The organism is Streptomyces sp. NBC_01446 (assembly GCF_026340095.1).
Taxonomy (GTDB): Bacteria; Actinomycetota; Actinomycetes; order Streptomycetales; family Streptomycetaceae; genus Streptomyces; species Streptomyces aureus.
The window spans coordinates 910,948-931,714 of the sequence record NZ_JAPEPO010000003.1 but is presented as its reverse complement, the minus strand read 5'-3'; the positions used below and the strand labels follow the sequence as shown (position 1 = coordinate 931,714).

General features: G+C 70.7%; 18 protein-coding genes. 7 read left to right on the top strand and 11 right to left on the bottom strand.

Annotated elements, in window-relative coordinates:
- Positions 1–325 precede the first annotated feature (325 nt).
- Complete coding sequence (locus OG456_RS50760; protein WP_323136495.1) at positions 326–679, top strand: VOC family protein; 354 nt, start codon at positions 326–328, stop codon at positions 677–679.
- A gap of 188 nt (positions 680–867) precedes the next feature.
- Here the strand turns inward: OG456_RS50760 and OG456_RS48940 are convergent, their stop codons facing one another.
- The 9 genes from OG456_RS48940 to OG456_RS48900 all read right to left on the bottom strand — a co-directional run bounded on the left by OG456_RS48940 (position 868) and on the right by OG456_RS48900 (position 11,597).
- Complete coding sequence (locus OG456_RS48940; protein WP_266571565.1) at positions 868–2,253, bottom strand: phosphomannomutase/phosphoglucomutase; 1,386 nt, start codon at positions 2,251–2,253, stop codon at positions 868–870.
- On the bottom strand, positions 2,237–3,859 hold the full coding sequence (locus OG456_RS48935) for a glycoside hydrolase family 13 protein (protein ID WP_266571564.1): 1,623 nt from the start codon (positions 3,857–3,859) through the stop codon (positions 2,237–2,239). Before OG456_RS48935 ends, OG456_RS48940 begins: the two co-directional genes overlap by 17 nt.
- On the bottom strand, positions 3,856–5,097 hold the full coding sequence (locus OG456_RS48930) for a Gfo/Idh/MocA family protein (protein ID WP_266571563.1): 1,242 nt from the start codon (positions 5,095–5,097) through the stop codon (positions 3,856–3,858). The genes OG456_RS48935 and OG456_RS48930 overlap by 4 nt, the downstream gene beginning before the upstream one ends.
- A complete protein-coding gene (locus OG456_RS48925) occupies positions 5,094–6,173 on the bottom strand; it encodes a glycosidase (protein ID WP_266571562.1) in 1,080 nt (359 codons plus the stop codon). Before OG456_RS48925 ends, OG456_RS48930 begins: the two co-directional genes overlap by 4 nt.
- A gap of 5 nt (positions 6,174–6,178) precedes the next feature.
- Positions 6,179–7,027, bottom strand: coding sequence for a carbohydrate ABC transporter permease (locus tag OG456_RS48920; protein WP_266571561.1), 849 nt, complete (start codon positions 7,025–7,027; stop codon positions 6,179–6,181).
- A 1-nt stretch (position 7,028) separates the two neighbouring features.
- Positions 7,029–7,973, bottom strand: coding sequence for a carbohydrate ABC transporter permease (locus tag OG456_RS48915; RefSeq protein WP_266571560.1), 945 nt, complete (start codon positions 7,971–7,973; stop codon positions 7,029–7,031).
- Positions 7,970–9,262 carry a sugar ABC transporter substrate-binding protein gene (locus tag OG456_RS48910; protein ID WP_266571559.1) on the bottom strand — a complete coding sequence of 431 codons (1,293 nt, stop codon included), beginning with the start codon at positions 9,260–9,262 and terminating at the stop codon, positions 7,970–7,972. The genes OG456_RS48915 and OG456_RS48910 overlap by 4 nt, the downstream gene beginning before the upstream one ends.
- Positions 9,263–9,370: 108 nt before the next feature.
- Complete coding sequence (locus OG456_RS48905; RefSeq protein WP_266571558.1) at positions 9,371–10,390, bottom strand: LacI family DNA-binding transcriptional regulator; 1,020 nt, start codon at positions 10,388–10,390, stop codon at positions 9,371–9,373.
- Positions 10,391–10,700: 310 nt separating this feature from the next.
- The gene (locus OG456_RS48900; protein WP_266571556.1) at positions 10,701–11,597 is read right to left on the bottom strand and encodes an AraC family transcriptional regulator; all 897 of its coding nucleotides are present in this window, start codon (positions 11,595–11,597) and stop codon (positions 10,701–10,703) included.
- An 84-nt stretch (positions 11,598–11,681) separates the two neighbouring features.
- Between OG456_RS48900 and vdcB the strand changes: the two genes are divergently transcribed.
- The 3 genes from vdcB to vdcD are packed head-to-tail and all read left to right on the top strand — an operon-like array spanning position 11,682 to position 14,013.
- Positions 11,682–12,284 (top strand): non-oxidative vanillic acid decarboxylases subunit B, encoded by a 603-nt coding sequence (gene vdcB / locus OG456_RS48895; RefSeq protein ID WP_266571555.1) that lies wholly within the window; start codon positions 11,682–11,684, stop codon positions 12,282–12,284.
- Between the two features lie 28 nt (positions 12,285–12,312).
- Positions 12,313–13,740 (top strand): non-oxidative vanillic acid decarboxylases subunit C, encoded by a 1,428-nt coding sequence (vdcC, locus tag OG456_RS48890; protein ID WP_266571554.1) that lies wholly within the window; start codon positions 12,313–12,315, stop codon positions 13,738–13,740.
- A 33-nt stretch (positions 13,741–13,773) separates the two neighbouring features.
- A complete protein-coding gene (gene vdcD, locus OG456_RS48885) occupies positions 13,774–14,013 on the top strand; it encodes a non-oxidative vanillic acid decarboxylases subunit D (protein ID WP_266571553.1) in 240 nt (79 codons plus the stop codon).
- Between the two features lie 108 nt (positions 14,014–14,121).
- Here vdcD and OG456_RS48880 read toward each other — a convergent pair whose 3' ends face one another.
- Positions 14,122–14,460, bottom strand: a complete 339-nt coding sequence (locus tag OG456_RS48880; protein ID WP_266571552.1) for a DUF4333 domain-containing protein — start codon at positions 14,458–14,460, stop codon at positions 14,122–14,124.
- Between the two features lie 257 nt (positions 14,461–14,717).
- On the opposite strand from OG456_RS48880, the gene OG456_RS48875 reads away from it, so the two are divergent.
- Complete coding sequence (locus OG456_RS48875) at positions 14,718–15,947, top strand: MalY/PatB family protein (protein WP_266571551.1); 1,230 nt, start codon at positions 14,718–14,720, stop codon at positions 15,945–15,947.
- A gap of 87 nt (positions 15,948–16,034) precedes the next feature.
- Here OG456_RS48875 and OG456_RS48870 read toward each other — a convergent pair whose 3' ends face one another.
- On the bottom strand, positions 16,035–18,146 hold the full coding sequence (locus tag OG456_RS48870; RefSeq protein ID WP_266571804.1) for a glycoside hydrolase family 3 N-terminal domain-containing protein: 2,112 nt from the start codon (positions 18,144–18,146) through the stop codon (positions 16,035–16,037).
- A 154-nt stretch (positions 18,147–18,300) separates the two neighbouring features.
- On the opposite strand from OG456_RS48870, the gene OG456_RS48865 reads away from it, so the two are divergent.
- Positions 18,301–19,155 carry an endonuclease/exonuclease/phosphatase family protein gene (locus OG456_RS48865; protein ID WP_266571550.1) on the top strand — a complete coding sequence of 285 codons (855 nt, stop codon included), beginning with the start codon at positions 18,301–18,303 and terminating at the stop codon, positions 19,153–19,155.
- Positions 19,152–20,735, top strand: coding sequence for an alpha-amylase family glycosyl hydrolase (locus OG456_RS48860; RefSeq protein WP_266571549.1), 1,584 nt, complete (start codon positions 19,152–19,154; stop codon positions 20,733–20,735). The genes OG456_RS48865 and OG456_RS48860 overlap by 4 nt, the downstream gene beginning before the upstream one ends.
- The last annotated feature ends 32 nt before the right edge of the window (positions 20,736–20,767 follow it).

Below are 20,767 nucleotides of genomic sequence, written 5' to 3'. Positions count from 1 at the left end.
CGACATCCCGGGTCTCGACACGTCGGACCCCCTCGATCGCCTGCTCGCCGAAGTCGCCGCCCGACGGGGCGAATTCGAGGAGAAGCGGCACGTGCCGCGCGACAGCACGTTCGGGTGGACGGCGTGGAGGGAGAAAGGCCCCGTGACCAGGACCGCGTGGCAGGATGCGACGCCGTCGTCCCTGCGGCAGACGGACGGACGGCCGGCCTGGCGACCACGACACCGTGTGAGGGCCCTGGGCGCCAGAGGTAGGTCCCATCCAGAGGGGAAGCGGGCGGTGGTGTGGTGCCGGCCCGCCCGAGCGCCGTCCTGGCAAGATGGCGGCATGGAACGTGTGCTTGGTATCGGTGGGTATTTCATGCGGGCCGACGACCCGGCGGCCCTGAGCGCGTGGTATCGCGACTGCCTGGGCCTGGACGCCGATGAGAACGGCCTGTGGCATCAGGAAGCCGGGCCCACGGTGTTCGCGGCGTTCGAGTCCGGGACCGACTACTTCGGGTCCTGTACCCAGCGGACCATGCTCAACTTCCGGGTCCGCGACCTGGATGCGATGCTCGCGCAATTGCGCGCCAAGGGCGCGGACGTGGCCGGGGAGACACAGGACATGGAGGGTGTCGGCCGATTCGGCTGGGTCACCGATCCTGAGGGCAATCGGGTTGAGCTGTGGCAGCCTGCCTGACCGGGTCTTCACCCACGCGGTGACGTGCCGGGGGTGTCCGGGTTCTCACGGTGCGGCCCGCACAGCAGCCCGGAAGATCGCCGCAACCATAAACCGTGCAGTGCGGTTCAAAGGATGACCGGCGCATCGGCCTCACCCGCAGATGCTCACTCCTTCGAACCGATCCGGAGACAGCCACGATTGCGTGCTCAGGCGCGGATCGTCGCCAGTACCTCGTCTCGGAGGGCGCGCATCGCCGACTCGGTCGGGGCTTCCACGTTGAGTCGCAGCAGCGGCTCCGTGTTCGAGGGGCGGACGTTGAACCACCAGTCGGTTCCGCTGACGGTCAGGCCGTCGAGGTCGTCGAGCGTCACGTCCGGGCGGGTGCTCCACGCCGCGCGCACCGCCGCGGTGCGTGAGCTCGGGTCGCCGACGGCGGAGTTGATCTCACCGGAGGCGGCGTAGCGCTCGAAGCTGCTGGTCAGGTCGGACAGGGGGGCGCTCTGTGTGCCCAGGGCGGCGAGGACGTGGAGGGCCGCGAGCATGCCGGTGTCGGCGTTCCAGAAGTCGCGGAAGTAGTAGTGCGCGGAGTGCTCGCCGCCGAAGACGGCGCCGGCGCGGGCCATTTCCCGCTTGATGAAGGAGTGGCCGACGCGGGTGCGGACCGGGGTGCCGCCCGCCTCGCGGATCACCTCCGCAACCGTGCGGGAGGTGATGAGGTTGTGGATGACGGTGGCCCCGGGATGCCGCGCAAGTTCGCGTGAGGCGACCAGTGCGGTGACCGCGGAGGGCGAGACCGGGTCGCCGTGCTCGTCGACGACGAAGCAGCGGTCCGCGTCGCCGTCGAAAGCGAGGCCGATGTCGGCGCCCTCGGCGCGCACGCGTGCCTGCAGGTCGACGATGTTGGCGGGGTCCAGGGGATTGGCCTCGTGGTTCGGGAACGTACCGTCCAGCTCGAAGTACATCGGGACGATGTCCAGCGGCAGACCGGCGAGGACCGTCGGCACGGTGTGCCCGCCCATGCCGTTGCCCGCGTCGACCACGACCCTCAGCCGGCGGATCGCCGACAGGTCCACGAGGGAGTGCAGGTACGTCGCGTAGTCGGCGAGCGTGTCCCTGGTGGTGACGACGCCCGTTCGGCCGGCCGTCGATGGGGCGCCGTTGTCCGTCCACCCTTCGACCAAGGTGCGGATCTCGACGAGGCCCGTGTCCTGGCCGACCGGTTCGGCGCCGGCGCGGCACAGCTTGATGCCGTTGTACTGGGCCGGGTTGTGGGAGGCCGTGAACATTGCGCCGGGCAGGCCGAGGGATCCGGAGGCGTAGTACAGCTGGTCCGTCGAGCAGAGGCCGATCTCGGTGACGTCGGCGCCCTGCGCGGTCGCACCGCGGGCGAAGGCGCGGGCCAGGCCGGGGGACGAGGGACGCATGTCATGGCCCGTCACGATCGCGTCCGCGGCGGTGGCCTGGACGAACGCGGCGCCGAAGAGTTCGGCCGTCGTCTCGTCCCACTGGTCGGGGACCACCCCGCGCACGTCGTACGCCTTGACGAGTCCGGACAGGTCGGTGCGGTGCGTCGCGTCAGTCGCGCGTGTCATCGGTGTCGCTTTCGGCGAGAGGGGCGGGGGCGGTCGGGTCGAGGAGCCACAGCGCGGTGTCGGGCGGCAACGTGTCGCCGTCGAGCGGGCCGCTGCCGAGCGCCGGTCGGCCGGGCACACCGAGTGAGGCGAGGCGCAGGGGCTCCGCGCCCAGGTTGACGACGCAGACCAGCGCGCCGCGGCGGAAGGCGAGGTAGGGGGCGTCGGGTGCGGACAGCCAGGTCGGTGGGGCCGTCGGGTCCGGCGCCGGATGGCTGTGGCGGATCCGCAGCGCCGCCCGGTACAGGGCGAGCGTCGAGTCGGGGTCCCGCTGCTGCGCGGCGACAGCCAGGCCCGACCAGTCGTCCGGCTGGGGCAGCCAGGTGTGGCCGGGCGCCACGCTGCTGAATCCGTACGGTGCGTGCTCACCGGTCCACGGCAGCGGCACACGCGCGCCGTCGCGGCCGCGCTCCGTGCGGCCCGAGCGTTCCCACAGCGGGTCGAGGATGCGGTCGATGGGCACCTCGACCTGCGGCAGTCCCAGCTCCTCGCCCTGAAAGAGGTACGCGGAGCCGGGCAGGGCCAGCATCAGCAGCGCGGCCGCACGGGCGCGCGCCAGGGAGCCGTACCGGGTGACCGGGCGGACCGCGTCGTGGCTGGAGAGCAGCCAGGTGACCGCGCTGCCCGGCACGGTGAACGAGCCGTCGACGACCCGGCGCAGCTCCGCCGCCTCCCAAGGCGCCTCCAGGAACGCGAAGTTGAAGGCCTGGTGCATTTCGTCGGGCCGGATGTAGCGGCTGAGGCGGGCCGGGTCGAAGACGGCGGACTCGGCGACCATCACCCGGTCCTGGGGTGCCACCGCGCCGGCGGGTGCGGGGTGGGTGTCGAGAAGGGCCCGCCATTCGCGGTAGAGCGGGTGCAGCTCTTCCTGGTCGTAGTACGGCATCAGGTGGTTGCGCAGCGGGTCGGTGTGCTGGCCGGGGCCCGCGTCGGGCAGCCCTTCCGCCTTGAACAGGGCGTGGGCGACGTCCACGCGGAAGCCGTCCACGCCGCTGTCGAGCCAGTACCGCAGTACCTCGGTGAAGGCGCTCTGCACCTTGGGATTGCGCCAGTTGAGGTCGGGCTGCTCGGCGGCGTGGAGGTGGCAGTACCACTCGCCGTCCGCGACCCGGGTCCAGGCGGGGCCGCCGAACGCCGACTGCCAGTCGTTGGGAGGAAGTTCGCCGTCCGCGCCCCGGCCGGGCCGGAACAGGTACATCTCCCGCTCCGCCGACCCGGGCCCCGTGGCCAGAGCCTCCTGGAACCAGGGGTGCTGGTCGGAGGTGTGGTTCGGCACCAGGTCGATGATCAATCTGAGGCCCAACTCATGTGCACGGACCGTCAGTTGGGTGGCGTCGTCGTCCGTTCCCAGGTCCGCGGCCACGCCGGTGTAGTCCGCGATGTCGTAGCCGCCGTCGGCCAGCGGCGACGGGTAGAACGGGGTGCACCACACGGCGTCCGCGCCCAGATCCCTGATGTGCTCAAGGCGTGCGGTCAGGCCGGGCAGGTCGCCGATCCCGTCGCCGTCCGAGTCGGCGAAGGCGCGCGGGTAGACCTCGTAGCAGACCATGTCCTGCCACCAGCTCATGCGGAGGCTCCCTCGGAGACGGCCAGGTCGGGGGAGGGGACACGCTGTTCGGAGCCGGTGGAGGCGGCGAGGGTGGCCGCCTCGGCGACGGCGACCGCGGCGAGACCGCCGGCGGCGTCCGCGACCGGCGGCGTGCCCTCGCGGACGGCCCGGACCAGGTCGGCCACAGCGGCGCGCACGCTCTGCGCGTACACGTACTGCTTGCGGGCCTCGCCGCCCAGGTCGATGACGGCGGTGACGTGGTGCGGGACCGTGCGCTGCTCGCCACGCCCGCGGGCCGGGGCGACGGAGCCGGCGTCCCGTTCGACGCGGACGGTGATCCGCTCCTTGCCGTGCGGCCGGAAGCCGTCGACGGACAACAGCGTGCCCAGCTCGTCAGGCAGTTGCTCCCAGCAGCGGGCACCCGCCTCGTCGGTCCACGCCGAGGTCTCCGCCTGCACGGGGATCCAGCCGCTGATCCGCGTCTCGGCGAACCCGTGGTCCAGACGCATGAGTTGACGCTCGGCACGGTGGGCGTGCGTGAAGGAGTGCAGGTGGGAGGCGAGGACGCCGCCGGGGTGGACGACGTCGGCGCTCACCATGTCGACCGGGCCTCCGGGCCGGGCCACGGCGGTCGCCCGCACGCTGACCGGGTCCGAGTCCAGGAGTGCGCGGGCGGCGTCGAAGAAGTGGACGCCGTGCTCGACGAAGATGCCGCCGCTGTGTGCCGGGTCCCAGAACCAGTGGTCGGGGCCCAGGTCCTCGTCGGAGGCGTCGTTCTCGAACAGGAACCGGCGCGGGGGCGCGAGCAGCCCCCGCTCGGTGAGGCGCCGCACGGCCCGCAGCAGCGGGTTGTAGCGCAGCACGTGGTCCACGACCAGGACGCGCCCGGCGAGCCGCGCCTCGTGGGCGACCGCCGAGGCGTCCTCGGTCGTGGTGGCGAGAGGCTTCTCGCAGAAGACGTGGCGCCCCGCACGCAGTGCGCTGATGGCCATCGCGGCATGGGTGGCGGGCGGCGTGGCGATCAGCACGGCCGCCACGTCGTCCCGGTCGAGGAGCTCGTCGAGGGAAGCGAGCGCCGGGACGCCGTGCCGCGCGCCGAGCCGCTCGGCGCGCTCGCGCGAGGGGTCGACGACGGCCGCGATGCCCAGGCCGGGCAGGCCCGCGACGGCGTCCAGAACGAACTCGGCGAAACCGCCGCAGCCGACCAGGCCGACTCCGAGAGGTGTCAGGGCCTGTCCTGGGGCGCCGCCGGTCATGCCGTGCGCTCCAGGAGGGCGACGCCGATGTGCGCGTCGGCCATGCCGTAGAAGACGTAGAGCCGGCCGTCGATCTCCTCGATCGCCGTCGGGAAGACGACGTTCGGGACGGTGCCCGAGATCTCCTCCTCGGTCTCCGGGGCCATGAGCGGCTTGTCGGAGCGCGCGAGCACGTTCGACGGATCGGCGGGGTCGAGGATCATCGCGCCGGCGGCGTACGACACCTTCTGGTTCTGCGCCCACGGGTCCTCGATGGATCCGGAGACACCGTGGTGGATGAGCAGCCAGCCCTCGGGCACGCGGATCGGGGCCGGGCCGCCGCCGATCTTCAGCGACTCCCACGGGAACTCGGACAGAGCCAGCAGACGGTGGTCGCGCGGACGGGTCAGGGCGCGGATGTCGGCCTCGACCTCGGCGACCGGGACGTACGAGATCCAGATGCCGGGACGCTCGTCGGTGACACCGGCGGGCAGGTGCACGCCCTCGCCCGGACGGAACCAGCCCAGGTCCCACATCGGGCGGTGCAGCATCGCGTACGCCATCTCGCCGTCCGGGCCCGGGACGGGCTCCGGGAAGTGGACGACGTCCTTGTTCGGGAAGAGGTTGAGGTCGGTGTCGAGGTCGGCCTGGTACTGGAACTGGATCGGCCCGAGGCGGGTCCAGTCGGTGAGGTTCTCGGAGACGGCGAGCGCCGGCTTCGGGCCGAGCGGGCCGTAGGCGACGTAACTCATGACGTGCTTGCCGAGCGAGGGGACCCAGGTGATGCGGGGGTCCTCGACGCCGGCGTTGTTCTTGCCGCGCTCCCAGCCCTCGTCGGGGGAGAGGACGACGCCGCGGCGCTCGACGGCGCTGGGCACGCCCGTCTCGTCGAAGGTGACCTCGGCGAGGCCGACGCGGGAGACATTGCCCTCGGCGACCAGGCGCGGCAGCAGGTGCAGCGTGCCGTCCGGGGTGCGGCCGGAGGCGGGGTTCAGGACGCCCTCGACCTCGTTCGCCTCACCGGCCAGTGGGGACATGACCACGCCCTTGCGCACCATGCGGTAGGGGATGTCGGTGGCGACGGTGGTGTTGCTCATGGCGATTAGCCCTTTACTCCGGAGTCGATGTCGGTAGAGGTGAAGTGGCGCTGGAACAGGAGGAACAGGGCCACCGCGGGGACGGCCAGCACGCATGCGCCGGCCAGCAGGGCACCGGCCGGGTTGGCGACCGTGCCCTGGAGGTTGGAGAGGAAGCTGGCCAGCGAGACGGCCAGCGGCTGCATGTCGGCGTTCTTGGTGACGAGGAACGGCCACAGGAACTCGTTCCACGGTCCGATGAACGTCAGCAGCAGCGCGGTCAGCACCGCGGGACGTGCCATCGGCAGCGCGATCTGCCACAGGATCCGCAGCTCGCTCGCCCCGTCGATCCGCGCCGCCTCGAAGAGGGACTGAGGCAGCTGGGAGAAGAACTGGCGGAAGAGGAACACGGCCGTCGAGTTGATCGCGAACGGCAAGATCATGCCGAGGTAGTTGTCGCCGAGCCCGTAGTCGCGGACGACGAGCACGTACAGCGGCAGGGTGAGCAGCTGGAACGGGATCATCTGTACGAGGAGCAGCGCGGCGAAGACGGCGCCCTTGCCGCGGAAGCGCAGCTGGGCGAGCGCGTATCCGGCGAGTACGCCGAAGACGAGCGTGCAGACCAGGACGCCGATGGTCATGATCCCCGAGTTGAGCAGGGAGCGGCCCAGCGAGATCGCGCCGTTGACGGCCGTGTAGTTGGCGCCGGTCAGCCCGGACGGGACCGCGGCGGACAGATCACCGACCGTCGTCCCGCGCAGCGAGCCGACGACCATGTAGTAGAAGGGGAACAGGAAGGCGACCGCACCGAGTGACAGCAGGATGTAGCGGACCGCGCTCCCGCCGTGGTGGCGGGTCTCCAGGGTGTCACTCATGTCAGTTGTCCCTCTCGGTGAGCTTGCGGGCGGCGAGCGAGACGACCATGACGAACGCGACGAGGACGACGCCGAGCGCGGCCGCGAAGTCGGGGTGCCCCTGCTCGATGCCCTTCTGGTACATCAGCAGCACCGGCGAGGTGGAGGCGTGGTCGGGACCGCCGCCCCCGGTCAGTAGATAGGGCTCGCTGAACAAGTTGGCGCCGGTGATGATCGCGTAGATCACGACGAGCGTCGTCGCCGGGCGCACACCGGGCACGGTCACCGAGAAGAACTGCCGCACGCGGCCCGCGCCGTCCATGGCGGACGCCTCGTACAGCTCCTTGCCGACGTTCTGCAGCGAAGCGAGGTACAGCATCACGAAGAAGCCGAGCTGCTTCCAGGTCACGAAGACGGCGATCATCGGCATCGCGAGATGCGAGTTCACCAGCCACGACGGGTCGGGAGCGTGCGAGCCCAGCAGGTGGTTGACGAACCCGTCCGAGCCGAACAGGAACTGCCACACCGCGACCAGCGCGACGCTCGCGGTCACGTACGGGAGGTAGAACGCGGCGCGGAAGAACGCGCGGCCCCGTATCTTCGCGTTCAGCGCCGTGGCCAGGACCAGCGAGACGCCCACGGTGAGCGGCACGTTGATGACCAGGAAGATCACGATGTTGAGGAACGCCCGGCCGACCACGGGATCGGTGAAAACGTCCTTGTAGTTCGACAGGCCAACCCAGGGCGAGTCGACGTCGGTGCCCGGAGCCGTGAAGTAGAAGCGGTGGAAGGAGATCCACACCGTGTAGACCAGCGGGACGGCGAAGACCACCACGAGGAACAGCACGTAGGGCGACACGAACAGCGCGCCGACACGGGGCAGGCCACGGGCCTTGCGCGGCCCCTCCCGCCGGGCGGGAGCGCTGTCCCTGACGGTGGCGGGCGCTGACTGGAGATTCACGCTCATGACGGGTCCCCGTACTCGTTCAGCAGGTCGGTGATCTCGGACGAGGCGTTGCGCAGACCCGTCGGCGTGGACTCCCGGCCGAAGACGACCGACTTCGTCCACTCGTCGCGGAAGGTCTGCCAGATGTCGATGGAGCCCGGCACATTGGGCACCTCGACGACGCGTTCCGCCTGGTCGGCGAAGGCCCTGTACGTGGGATGCGCCTGGAAGTAGGCGGCGTACTTCTCGGTCAGGTGCTCGCGCATCGGCATCTGCCCGGTCGTCTCGAGGAACTTCCCGTCCTGGCCGGCGGAGCTCGCGAACTTGAGCACGTCCCAGGCCGTGGCCCGGTTCTTGCAGGAGCTGAACATCGCCGCGGACTTCTCGTCGCTGAACGAGTGCTTGTCCGAGCCGCCGTCCGCGGTCGGTACCGGCGCGACACCGATGTCCACGCTGTTCTTGTACGCGGCGAGCGCCCAGGGACCGACCGTGGCCATCGCGGCCTTGCCGTCGTTGAGCGAATCGCCCGGGTAGGCCTCCTGCGGCGCCAGCTTCTCGGCGTACAGCTTGCGCCAGAACGCCGCGACCTGGCGGCCCGCGGACGAGTCGAACTGCGGCTTGCCGTCCTCGATCAGCTGCTTGCCGCCGCTCTGCGCGGCGAAGGCCGGGTAGAAGTCGTACCAGGGCTGGAAGAAGTCGCTGCTGGGAGAAGGCCAGATGGCCGCCTTCGCGGCGCCGCTGTGCACGAGCTTGCGCGACGTGTCGAGGAACTCCTTGTACGTCGCGAGCTTCGGGTGCTCCGGATCCAGACCGGCCCTCTCGAAGAGCTTCTTGTTGTAGAGGATCATGACGGGGTTGCTCTTCCAGGGCAGCTGGTAGAACTTGCCGTCCGTCGACCGGTACTGGTCCGTGAGGGCGCCACCGCGCTCGGTGATGTACTTCTCGCCGTCCGGGAAGTCACTGAGGGACACGAGCCCGTTCTGCTTCTGGAACGTCGGCACCGCCGCGGGCGAGGTGTTGAAGGCGAGACAGGCCGTCGTTCCCGCGATGATCGAGGCGCTGATGGCCTCCTCGGACGTCTTGCCGGCCGGGATCTGCTGCGCCGTCACGTGCTGGTCGGGATGGCGCTCGTTCCACGAGGCGACCATGGCCTTGCCCCACTGGACCTCTTGCGCGTTGTTGGAAAGCCAGACCGTGATCGGACCGCGCGCGTCAGCGGCGGCGGCCGGATCCGGAGCCGACCGGCCGCAGGCCGTCGCCGTGCCCGCGAGTGCGAGCACGAGCAGCGCGTACGCCGTTCTCCTCAGCATGATTGATCTCCGAACTGTTCACGCGCGGCCTCGTCGCCGAGCGGAATTTCCGGTCGGCGCCAGCGCGACCGGTGCTTGATCCCTGCATGCGGGGGTGCGGTCCCCGCGTCACCCGCGGGGCGCGGGCCCGATCGACGCGCGGGGCACGAACTGGGCGGGCGGCAGCTCCACGTGCGCCGCGGTGCCGAGGGCGATCACCGCGTCCAGGGCGCGGGCCGCCGCTTCTCCCCAGCCGCGGGCGTCCGCGCGGGCGGAGGCGAGCGGCGGGTAGCTGTATCGGGTCAGGGGGGCGTCGTCGTACCCGACCACCGACAGCTGATCGGGGACGCGGACGCCCAGCTCCTGGGCGACCGAGAGCCCGGCCATCGCGGCAAGATCATTGCCGTAGACGATCGCGGTCGGGGGCTCGGGGAGCGTGAGCAGTTCGCGCGTGGCCCGGGCGCCGCCCTCGGGGCTGAACCCGCCGGGCAGCACCGGCCCCTCGGGCAGACCGAGCGCGTGCAGGGTCTGTTCCCAGGCCGTCCGGCGCCGGTGGGCGTGCCGCAGTTCCTGGGGGCCCTCGACGTGGGCGATGCGCCGGTGTCCGAGCTCCGCGAGCCGGCGGATCGCGTCGGCGTAGGCGGGTTCGTCGTCCAGGCTCACGGCCGTCAGATCGCCGCCCCACTCGGGCTGGCCCACCACGACGGCGGGCAGACCGAGTTCGCGCATGAGCGGGGGGCGTGGGTCGGCGCGGCGCAGGTCGGTCAGGAGGACACCGTCCACCTGCCGCTGTGCGGCAAGGCGTTCGTACACGCCCTGTTCCTGCTCCGGGGTGGTCAGATGCACCATGAGTCCGTCGCCGCGCTGCCCGATGACGGCTTCGACGCCGGCGATGAACGCCGGGAAGAACGGGTCCGCCCCGATCTGCTCCGCCTCCCGGGCCAGGACCAGGCCGAAGGCTCCGGCCTTGCCCAGCGAGAGGCCGCGTGCCTGACGGCTCGGCGTCCAGCCGAGGTCGGCGGCGGCCACGAGAACCCGGGCCTTGGTTTCCTCGGCGATGCCGGGCCGGTCGTTGAGCGCGAAGGAGACGGTGGCGCGCGAGACGCCCGCACGCTGTGCGACATCCGCGATGGTGGGCTTGCGTGCCATGGTGCTGGACTCCCTGGGTGCGGCCTTGGACGAGCCGGAGCGCGACGAACCGTCCAGCTGACACGGAACGATGGTCCGCAACCAGTCCTTAAACCGGTTTGAGTCGCTGAACGAGGCCGACTAAACCGGTTTGAACGTCGGAGGTCAAGGGGTCGGCGGGTGTGATCTGTGTCGTTCCTCCGGGCTCTCGCGCCGGCTCCGGAGCGGGACCCGTCCCGGCGAGCGTCCTCGCCCCGCGTCAGTTGCCGGTCTGCCTACCAGTGCCTTTGGCCCTTGCGGGACCGCTCTGCCTTCCGCAGTGCGCTCTCCGTCACCCGAACCGCGGGCCCTCGCGGAACGCTCCCGGCGTCATGCCCGTCCGCAGTCGGAAGAACTTCGTGAAGTCGCTCGCGTCCGTGAACCCGAGCCGGACGGTGACCTCCTTCGCCGGCAGGCCGCTGTGCTGCAACAGGCGCTTGGCCTCCAGAAGGACCCGGTCGTCGACGTACTGCTTGGCCGTGCGTCCCGTCGCGGCGAGCGTGGCCCGGGTCAGCGTGCGCGAGCTGTAGCCGAGCGCCGCCGCGTAGTCCTCGACGCGCCGGGTCACCGCATGGTCCCGCTCGACGGCCGCGTGAAAGCGACGGAACGTCTCCGACGCAGCGGTCGGCCGCGGCGCCGGGCCGCGCGCCTGCGCGAGCCGCACCACGAGGACGGACAGCAGCGCGCGCAGCACCTCGGTGTGTGCCTGGAGGGGGAGCGAGGCCATCGCCCCGTACTCGTGGACGAGATGGTCGAGTGCCAGGCGCACGCCTTCCGCGTCCGAGCCCTCGAGGACCGACGGGCGCTGTTCGTACGGCGGATCCATGTGTGCCAGCGAAACGGTCGTCGGCGGCAGGAAGCCGGGCTGGAACAGCACGATCACCCCGTCCGCGGCCACCAGATCGGGGCCGAACCGCTGCACCTGCCCCGGCCGGATCCACAGCCACGACCCGGGCCGCAGCTCGTGCTCGACGAAGTCGACCCACATGCGCAGCGGCCGTTCGCGGACGCCGATCAGCTGGTGGAAGGCGGGGCGCAGGGGCGCGTACGGGTCATTGCCGTGGCGCCGCGAGCGTTCGAGCAGGTCGGCGAGTTCCATCACCTCGACTCCGGCCGGTGCGCCCACGGCCGGGGTGTACTCCAGGTCCCTGACATCGGGGCGCCCTGCAGGGTGTCCGTTTTTCCCCATCGATGGTCCCGAGGGTACCGCTGCCGCGTCCAGATCGCTCCGTAGCGTGAAAGCACAGGTCAGCGACGTGTTTGAGGTGGTCCTATGCGGTTGGTCGTGGGAATGACCGGGGCGACGGGTGCCCCGTTCGGTGTCCGTCTGCTGCAGAATCTGCACGAGTTGCCGGGCGTGGAGACGCATCTCGTCCTGTCCCGCTGGGCGCGCACCACCATCGAGCTGGAGACGGGCCTGTCCGTGGCCGAGGTGTCCGCTCTCGCGGACGTCACGCACCATCCCGAGGACCAGGGCGCCACCATCTCCTCCGGTTCGTTCCGCACCGACGGCATGGTGATTGTGCCGTGCTCCATGAAGACCCTCGCCGGGATCAGGACCGGGTACGCCGAAGGTCTCGTCGCCCGGGCCGCCGACGTGGTTCTCAAGGAGCGACGCAGGCTCGTCCTCGTCCCGCGCGAGACACCGCTGAGCGAGATCCACCTCCAGAACATGCTCGAACTCGCCCGCATGGGCGTGCAACTGGTGCCGCCCATGCCCGCCTTCTACAACAACCCGCAAACCGTCGACGACATCGTCGACCACGTGGTGGCCCGCATCCTCGACCAGTTCGACCTGCCCGCGCCCGCCGCCCGGCGCTGGGCCGGGATGCGCGCCGCCCGCGCCGCCTCCCGATCCTTCGGCGACGCCGCCTGAAGTCCCCTGCCCCGTAAAGGAATTCACCATGGCCTATGACGACTTGCGCAGCTTCCTCGACACCTTGGAGAAGGAGGGGCAGCTGCTGCGCATCACCGACGAGGTGCTGCCAGAGCCGGATCTCGCGGCCGCCGCCAACGCGACGGGCCGCATCGGCGAGAACGCCCCCGCCCTCCACTTCGACAACGTCAAGGGCTTCACCGACGCCCGGATCGCGATGAATGTGCACGGCTCCTGGGCCAACCACGCGCTCGCGCTCGGGTTGCCGAAGAACACGCCGGTCAAGGAGCAGGTGGAGGAGTTCGCGCGGCGCTGGGACGCCTTCCCCGTCGCCCCCGAGCGGCGCGAGGACGCCCCCTGGCGTGAGAACACCCAGGAGGGCGAGGACGTCGACCTGTTCTCGGTGCTTCCCCTCTTCCGCCTCAACGACGGAGACGGTGGCTTCTATCTCGACAAGGCCGCCGTCGTCTCCCGCGACCCGGAGGACCCGGACGACTTCGGCAAGCAGAACGTCGGCACCTACCGCATCCAGGTCATCGGCACCAACCGGCTCGCCTTCCAGCCCGTGCCCATGCACGACGTGGCCCAGCATCTGCGCAAGGCCGAGGAGAAGGGCGAGGACCTGCCCATCGCCATCACCCTCGGCAACGACCCCGTGATGGCGATCGTGGCCGGGATGCCGATGGCGTACGACCAGAGCGAGTACGAGATGGCGGGCGCCCTGCGCGGCGCGCCCGCGCCGATCGCGACCGCGCCGCTCACCGGCTTCGACGTGCCTTGGGGGAGCGAGGTCGTCATCGAGGGCGTCATCGAGTCCCGCAAGCGTCAAATAGAGGGCCCCTTCGGCGAGTTCACCGGTCACTACTCGGGGGGCCGCCGCATGCCCGTCATCCGCGTGGACCGCGTCTCGTACCGCACGAACCCGGTCTTCGAGTCGCTCTACCTCGGCATGCCGTGGACCGAGTGCGACTACCTCGTCGGACCCAACACGTGCGTGCCGCTGCTCAAGCAGCTGCGCGCCGAGTTCCCCGAGGTGCAGGCCGTCAACGCCATGTACACGCACGGCCTGATGGTGATCATCTCCACGGCCAAGCGGTACGGCGGCTTCGCCAAGGCCGTCGGCATGCGCGCCATGACGACGCCGCACGGTCTCGGCTACGTGGCCCAGGTGATCCTCGTCGACGAGGACGTCGACCCGTTCAACCTGCCGCAGGTCATGTGGGCGATGTCCGCCAAGGTCAACCCGAAGGACGACGTCGTCGTGATCCCCAACCTGTCGGTCCTGGAACTCGCGCCCGCCGCGCAGCCCGCCGGTATCAGCAGCAAGATGATCATCGATGCGACGACGCCGGTCGCCCCGGACGTCCGCGGCAACTTCTCCACTCCGGCCAAGGACCTGCCCGAGACCGCCGAGTGGGCCGCCCGCCTGCAGCGCCTGATCGCGGCCCGCGGCTGACACCCACCGATTCTCACTGAAAGGACAACTCTCTTGAACCCGTTGCCTGTTGAATGTCCACGCTGCGCCTTTGAGGAGATCTCCCTGCTTGCCACGTCCCCCGTCCCAGGCGTGTGGGACGTGGTGCAGTGCGGCCGCTGTCTCTACACCTGGCGCACCATCGAACCCGCCCGTCGCACCCGGCGTGACGCCTACCCGGACAGCTTCAAGCTGACGGCGGAGGACATCGAGAACGCCATCGAGGTGCCCGCGGTGCCGCCACTGCTCAAGTGACGTTCCCGGCACGTCCGGAGGACACGTCCGCCAGAACCGGAAAGGGCCCGGCTTCGAGCTCCCGCCATGGGAGTGAGGGCGGCGGGTGCGGCGGACTGCCCGGACCCGTCAGTGAGGAGATTCCACCGAGAGTTCGCCCTGGTCGCTGATGACCTCGACCTCGACATCCTTCTGATTGGGGCCGTCCCAGACCCGGCAGTCGACCTTGTTGCCCACCTTGACCTCGACGGAGACCGGGCAGGTCACCCCCTGAACGGAGGCCTGTTTCGGGCCGAGGACCACCTCGGCCACCTGCCGCTCCAGCGCGTCCTGGTTCAGCACCCGAGTCTGTTCGACGGATATGACGTCGGTGGCCATCACCTTGACCGTCACCGCCACCGCGCAGCAGGCGATGACGGCCGAGGAGATCGCCAGGACGGTACGCGCGAAGTTTCGTTGATCTGCCACGCGGACAGTCCTATCGATCAGGCGACGGGCTGACAAGGCCTCCCGCTCCTGCACCACGGCCCATGGAGAGGAAGGCGTACGGGGCCGGCCGCCCGGAGTTCACCAGGACGGACAGCTCCGGCCGGGAAGGCGCCCCGAAGTCCTGCGACGCCTCCTGCCGCCAACGTCGCGTCGGGGAACGGAAAGTCCAGCGGGGGCCATCCGTGGGTACCGCGCCGTCATCGACCCGACCTCGGGTCCTGGCTAGCATCACGACCATGCCATCCGACATGGATCCGTCGATCATGAACCCGCTCGAACAGTTGACGATCGACCAGCTGCGGGCCCGGACCAGCATGAAGTGGACCACCTTTCCGGCGGACGTCCTGCCCCTCTGGGTGGCCGAGATGGATGTGCCGCTCGCCGAGCCGGTCGCGGCCAGGCTGCACGAGGCCATCGAGGCCGGCGACACCGGCTATCCCAGCGGCCGCGCGTACGCCCGTGCCCTCCAGTCGTTCGCCGAGGACCGCTGGGGGTGGCGGGGCTTCGAGGCCGAGCAGACCGCCATCGTCCCCGACGTGATGATGGGCATCGTCGAGGCGCTGCGGCTGATCACGTCCTCGGGCGATGCGGTGGTGGTGTGCCCGCCCGTCTACCCGCCGTTCTACGCCTTCGTCACCCACGCCGACAGGAGAGTGATCGAAGCGCCGCTCGGTCCCGACGGCCGACTCGACATGGAGACGCTCAGGGTGGCGTTCGCCTCGGCCCAGCGCGTCTCGGCGCGAACCGTCCTGCTGCTGGCCAATCCCCACAACCCCACCGGAACGGTGCACACAAGGGCCGAACTCGTCGCGGTTGCCGCTCTGGCCAGGTCCTTCGGAGTGCGAGTCGTCTCGGACGAGATCCACGCACCCGTGGTCCTGTCTGGTGCGGAGTTCGTCCCCTACCTGACCGTCCCGGGCGCCGAGAACGCGTTCGCCCTGCACTCCGCGTCGAAGGCCTGGAATCTCGCCGGCCTGAAGGCGGCGCTGCTGGTGGCCGGACCGAACGCCGTCGACGACCTGCACCGACTTCCGGAGGAGGTCAGCCACGGACCCAGCCACGTCGGCATCCTCGCCCACACCGCCGCCTTCGAGGAGGGACGCCCCTGGCTGGACGCGCTGCTGCGTGGTCTCGACACCAACCGCGCGCTACTCGCCGACCTCGTGGCCGAGCGTCTTCCCGGGCTCGCCCTGATGTGGCCGGAGGCGACGTATCTCGCCTGGCTCGACTGCCGCACCCTCGGCCTCCATACGACGTCCCCGACGGCTGCCGCTCCTGTGGTCAGTGACATCGACGGCCCCGCCCGGCTGTTCCTCGACCGGGCACGGGTCGCGTTGAGCTCGGGGCACGTGTTCGGCAGCGGCGGCGCCGGGTTCGTACGGATCAACTACGCGACCTCATCGGCGGTCCTCAGCGAAGCGGTGGACCGCATGGCCGCCGCGGTGTCCGGCCTCGAAACCCCCTGACCAGCCGAGAAGCGGACCACATGTCCAGGTCCGTGACCAACTGCGAGAAGTCGGCCACGGCGCCGCCCGGAAGACCGTGACTGTCCGTCAGAGAATGCGCACCGTGCCGCGGGCCCGCGCCGTCGAGCTCGTACCCGCGTAGACGTCGACGCGCCCGCGCTCCACGACGTACGTCCCTGCCGGGTCGTTCGTCCAGAAGCCGAGGTCCTCGGCGCCGAGCCGGAAGCGGACCGTGGTGCTCTCGCCCGGCTCCAGCGTCACCCGCTCGAAGCCGCGCAGCCGGCGCACCGGCTGGGCGATGCTCGCCGCGACGTCGTGGATGTAGAGCTGGACCACCTCGTCGCCGACGCGGTCGCCGGTGTTGGTGACCGTCACCGTGACCTCGAGCGTCTCGCCCGCCGCCAGCTCGTCGCGGGTGATCTCCTCGCGCCGCAGCTCCGGGGCGCCGGTGGTGAACGTCGTGTAGCTCAGGCCGTGCCCGAACGGGAGCTGCGGGGTCTCGTCCAGGTCCAGGTACTTCGAGACGAACTTCGGGTCGGCGCCGGGGACGTGGGCGGGGCGGCCGGTGTTCTCGTGGTTGTAGTAGACCGGGATCTGGCCCACCGCCCGCGGGAAGGTCACGGGCAGCTTGCCGCCGGGGTTGACCGTGCCGAACAGCACGTCCGCCACAGCGTGCCCCGCCTCGATGCCCGGGTGCCACGCCTCGAGGACCGCGGGCGCGGCGTCCAGCCAGCCTCCGATCGTCAGAGGCCTGCCGTTCAGAAGCACCACGGCATACGGCTTGCCGGTGGCGGCGACGGCGGCGATCAGCTCCTCCTGCCCGCAGGGCAGTGCGATGTCGCTGCGCACGGCCGCCTCGCCGCTGAGTGCGGGAGGTTCGCCGACCACGACGACGGTGACCTCGGCCTCCTGCGCCGCGGCGACCACGGCCGCGATGTCGTCATCGGCGTGGGTGACGCGGGCGCCGGGCGCCGCCGTGCGCACCGCGTCCAGGATGCTCACGGACGGGAGCCGGAAGCCGCCGGGGCCGGCCCAAGTGCCGTGCAGGTCCGTGGAGTTCGCGAGCGGGCCGACCACCGCGATCGAGGGCGTGGTGCGCTCCAGGGGGAGGACACCGTCGTCGTTCTTGATCAGCACCATCGACCGGGCGCCCGCGGCTCGCGCCGCCTTCCGCGCGGCCGGCGTCGGACGGGTGATCTCGGTGGCCTCCTCCGTGTACGGCTGGTCGAACAGGCCGAGGGCGAACTTGAGGCGCAGGATGCGCGTGACCGCGTCGTCGAGGCGGGATTCGCCGATCAGGCCGTCGGCCACGAGCCGCTCGCCGTGCTCGGTCACGTTGGTGGAGACCATCTCCATGTCGAGCCCGGCGCTGAAGGCGAGGCGAGCCGCGTCGGCACCGTCCTCGGCGAAGCCGTGCGCGACGAGTTCCTCGACACCCGTGTAGTCGCTGACGACGAACCCGTCGAAGCCCCACTCCTCCTTGAGGATCGTGTTCATCGTGTGCGGATTGCCGTGTGCCGGTACGCCCGCCACGGTGTTGAACGCTGCCATCACCGTGGCCACGCCCGCGTCCACGGCGGCCTTGAAGGGCGGCAGGTAGTGGTTGCGCAGCCGCTGCTCGGAGACATCGACCGTGTTGTAGTCGCGGCCGCCCTCCGCCCCGCCGTAGGCGACGAAGTGCTTGGCGCACGCCGCGATGCGCCCCCCGTCCGTCAACTCGCTGCCGTCGTCCGCGCCTTGGTAGCCGCGGACCTTGGCCACCGCGAAGGCGGCGTTGACGTACGGATCTTCGCCACAGCCCTCCGCGACGCGGCCCCAGCGCGGCTCGTGGGTGACGTCCATCATCGGTGAGAACGTCCAGCGCACACCGTTCGAGCGGGTCTCCGCCGCAGACACCTCGGCGTCCCGGCGGGCCACCTCCGGGTCGAAGGACGCCGCCTGGGCCAGCGGGATCGGGAACGTGGTCCAGAAGCCGTGGATGACGTCCAGGCCGAACAGCAGCGGGATGCCGAGCCGGGACTCCTCGACGGCCATCCGCTGCAGCGCGTTGGTGTGCGCCGCGCCATGGATGTTGAGCACCGAGCCGAGCAGACCGGCGCGCGCCGCCGCCTCGATGTGCGCGGTCTGGCCGCCGCCGGGCCCCGTGTCACCGGTCCAGGTCAGCTGCTGCACCTGACCCAGCTTCTCGGCGGTTGTCATCTGGTCGAGAAGCACCTTGACCTGGTCCTCATACCTTCGAAGCACGCGAGCCCCTCACCGCTCTATTGCCGCATCGCCCACGCGAAGTTAACGTGTGCGCCAGTCATGTAAGCGCATTCAGGAAGCGCGTACAAGTGGGTGATGGAGGTTTCTGATGGCCGACCTCGGGACTCCGACGGCCGGGGACGGACTGCACGTCATGAGTTTCAACCTGCAGGTCCACTGGAACAATCCACCCCACACCTGGCCCGAGCGCAGACAGGCGGTCGCCGACCTGCTGCGCCGCGCACGTCCCCACCTCATCGGCACCCAGGAGGGCCTGCGGCACCAAGTGCACGACGTCGAGGCCGCCTTGGGCGAGTACGGTGGCGACTACGGCTGGATCGGCGAGGGCCGGGAGGGCGGTGACGACGGCGAGTTCATGGCCATCTTCTACGACCGTCGGCGCCTGGCCCCCCTGACACACGGTCACTTCTGGCTCTCCGGCACACCGGACATCCCGGCCTCCAACTCCTGGGGCGGCGGCTGCCCCCGCATGGTCACCCACGTCCACTTCCGCGACCTGGCCACGGGCGGTGAGCTGTACGCCGCCAACACCCACTTCGACCACGCGAGCGCCGACGCACGAGAACGGTCCGCGGCCCTGCTCGCCGAGCGGCTGAGCGCTCTCGCGCCGGCCCTCCCGACCGTCGTCACCGGCGACTTCAACACCCCGGCGGGACCGAACAGTCCGCCCTACACCCGCCTGCTCGCCGACGCGGGTCTCATGGACGCCTGGGACGCGGCCGAGGAACGCGGCCCGGACCTGGGCACCTTCCACGACTACGGGCCCCCGGTCCCCGACGGCGAGCGCATCGACTGGATTCTCGTCTCACGCGGCGTCCGGGTGCGCTCGGCGCACGCCGACACCTTCGCGCCCGGCGGCCGCTTCCCCAGCGACCACCTGCCGATCGAGGCTGTCCTGCACACCGCATCACCCCGACCGTCCTCGGAGGACCCCACCCCATGACCCCTCGCCGCCCCGCCACCGAGTGGCTCGCCGACTCCGTCCTCTACCAGATCTACCCGCAGTCCTTCGCCGACTCCGACGGCGACGGCATCGGCGACTTCGCCGGTGCCGAGGCCAAGCTGGACCACCTGGCCTGGCTCGGCGTGAACACCGTCTGGTTCAACCCGTGCTTCGCCTCCCCGTTCCGGGACGCGGGCTACGACGTCAGCGACTACCTCACCGTAGCCCCGCGCTACGGGACCAACGACGACCTGGTCAAGCTCGTCGACGCCGCCCGGAGCCGCGGCATCCGCGTCCTGCTCGACCTGGTCGCAGGCCACACCTCCGACGAACACTCCTGGTTCAAGGCATCGGCGGACGACCCCGCCGACCAGCGCTACATCTGGGCCGACACCGACGCGGCGCCGCCCGGCTTCGTCGCCTCGCCCGGCACCCGCCCCGGCTTCTACCAGCCCAACTTCTTCGAGTCGCAGCCCGCCCTCAACTTCGGCCACGCCCGCAGGAACGCGGACGAGCCCTGGCGCCTGCCCGTCGACGCCGAAGGACCCCGCGCCAACCGCCGCGCGCTGCGCGACATCATGGACCACTGGCTCTCCCTCGGCCTCTCCGGCTTCCGCGTCGACATGGCCGCGTCACTGGTCAAGGACGACCCGGGCCACGTCGAAACCGCCAAACTCTGGCGGGAGCTGCGCGGCTGGCTCGACAACAGCCACCCGCACGCGGCACTCCTGTCCGAATGGGGCGACCCGGCGATCTCCGTCCCGGCCGGCTTCCACGCCGACTTCTTCCTCCAGTTCGGCTCCGAGAACGACGGCCTGTACCTGCGCTCCCTGTGGAACAACTTCGCCGGCACCGTCAGCGAGCCCTGGACGCCGCAGACCCCGTACTTCGACGCGTCGGGCGAAGGCTCCGCGCGGACCTTCCTCGACGGCTGGCGCGCGGCCTGCGACGCCGTCGGCGACGCCGGCCTCATCGCCCTTCCCACCGCCAACCACGACTTCTCCCGCCTCGCCTGCGGGCCCCGCACCGCCGAGCACCTGCCCGCCGCCTTCGCGTTCCAGCTCACCTGGCCCACGCTGCCCGCGATCTACTACGGCGACGAGATCGGCATGCGCTACGTCCCCGGCCTGCCCGACCACGAGGGCAGCCGCCTCGGCCCCCGCTACAACCGGGCCGGCTCACGCACCCCCATGCAATGGGACGACACGCCCAACGCGGGCTTCTCCACCGCCCCGGCCGACCGGCTCTACCTGCCCCTCGACCCCGACGCGAACCGGCCCACCGTCGCCGCACAGCAGGCCGACCCCGACTCCCTGCTGAACCTGGTCCGCGGCCTCATCGCGCTGCGCCGCACCACCCCGGAACTCGGCCCGGCGGGCAGCACCGAGGTCCTGCACGACGGCTACCCGCTGGCCTACGTCCGCGGCGGCCGCTACCTCGTCGTCGTCAACCCCCGCGGCGAACACGCGGACGCAGCCGCACCGAAGGACACCGCCACGCCGGTGGTGGCCTCCGGAGTCACGGTGAGCGAGGGCAGGATCAGCGCCGACGGCTTCGGTTACGGCATCTTCGAGCTGTAGCCCGATCTTCGAGCTGTAACCCACAGGAGAGG

What these genes read in the sequence shown, in the direction of transcription:
- vdcB (WP_266571555.1), top strand. Translation starts at nt 11,682, where the DNA reads ATGCGGTTGGTCGTGGGAATGACCGGGGCGACGGGTGCCCCGTTCGGT.
- OG456_RS48920 (WP_266571561.1), bottom strand. Translation starts at nt 7,027, where the DNA reads ATGAGTGACACCCTGGAGACCCGCCACCACGGCGGGAGCGCGGTCCGC.
- OG456_RS48875 (WP_266571551.1), top strand. Translation starts at nt 14,718, where the DNA reads ATGCCATCCGACATGGATCCGTCGATCATGAACCCGCTCGAACAGTTG.
- OG456_RS48910 (WP_266571559.1), bottom strand. Translation starts at nt 9,262, where the DNA reads ATGCTGAGGAGAACGGCGTACGCGCTGCTCGTGCTCGCACTCGCGGGC.
- OG456_RS48905 (WP_266571558.1), bottom strand. Translation starts at nt 10,390, where the DNA reads ATGGCACGCAAGCCCACCATCGCGGATGTCGCACAGCGTGCGGGCGTC.
- OG456_RS48865 (WP_266571550.1), top strand. Translation starts at nt 18,301, where the DNA reads ATGGCCGACCTCGGGACTCCGACGGCCGGGGACGGACTGCACGTCATG.
- OG456_RS48925 (WP_266571562.1), bottom strand. Translation starts at nt 6,173, where the DNA reads ATGAGCAACACCACCGTCGCCACCGACATCCCCTACCGCATGGTGCGC.
- OG456_RS48940 (WP_266571565.1), bottom strand. Translation starts at nt 2,253, where the DNA reads ATGACACGCGCGACTGACGCGACGCACCGCACCGACCTGTCCGGACTC.
- OG456_RS48860 (WP_266571549.1), top strand. Translation starts at nt 19,152, where the DNA reads ATGACCCCTCGCCGCCCCGCCACCGAGTGGCTCGCCGACTCCGTCCTC.
- OG456_RS48915 (WP_266571560.1), bottom strand. Translation starts at nt 7,973, where the DNA reads ATGAGCGTGAATCTCCAGTCAGCGCCCGCCACCGTCAGGGACAGCGCT.
- OG456_RS50760 (WP_323136495.1), top strand. Translation starts at nt 326, where the DNA reads ATGGAACGTGTGCTTGGTATCGGTGGGTATTTCATGCGGGCCGACGAC.
- vdcC (WP_266571554.1), top strand. Translation starts at nt 12,313, where the DNA reads ATGGCCTATGACGACTTGCGCAGCTTCCTCGACACCTTGGAGAAGGAG.
- OG456_RS48900 (WP_266571556.1), bottom strand. Translation starts at nt 11,597, where the DNA reads ATGGGGAAAAACGGACACCCTGCAGGGCGCCCCGATGTCAGGGACCTG.
- OG456_RS48930 (WP_266571563.1), bottom strand. Translation starts at nt 5,097, where the DNA reads ATGACCGGCGGCGCCCCAGGACAGGCCCTGACACCTCTCGGAGTCGGC.
- OG456_RS48870 (WP_266571804.1), bottom strand. Translation starts at nt 18,146, where the DNA reads ATGACAACCGCCGAGAAGCTGGGTCAGGTGCAGCAGCTGACCTGGACC.
- OG456_RS48935 (WP_266571564.1), bottom strand. Translation starts at nt 3,859, where the DNA reads ATGAGCTGGTGGCAGGACATGGTCTGCTACGAGGTCTACCCGCGCGCC.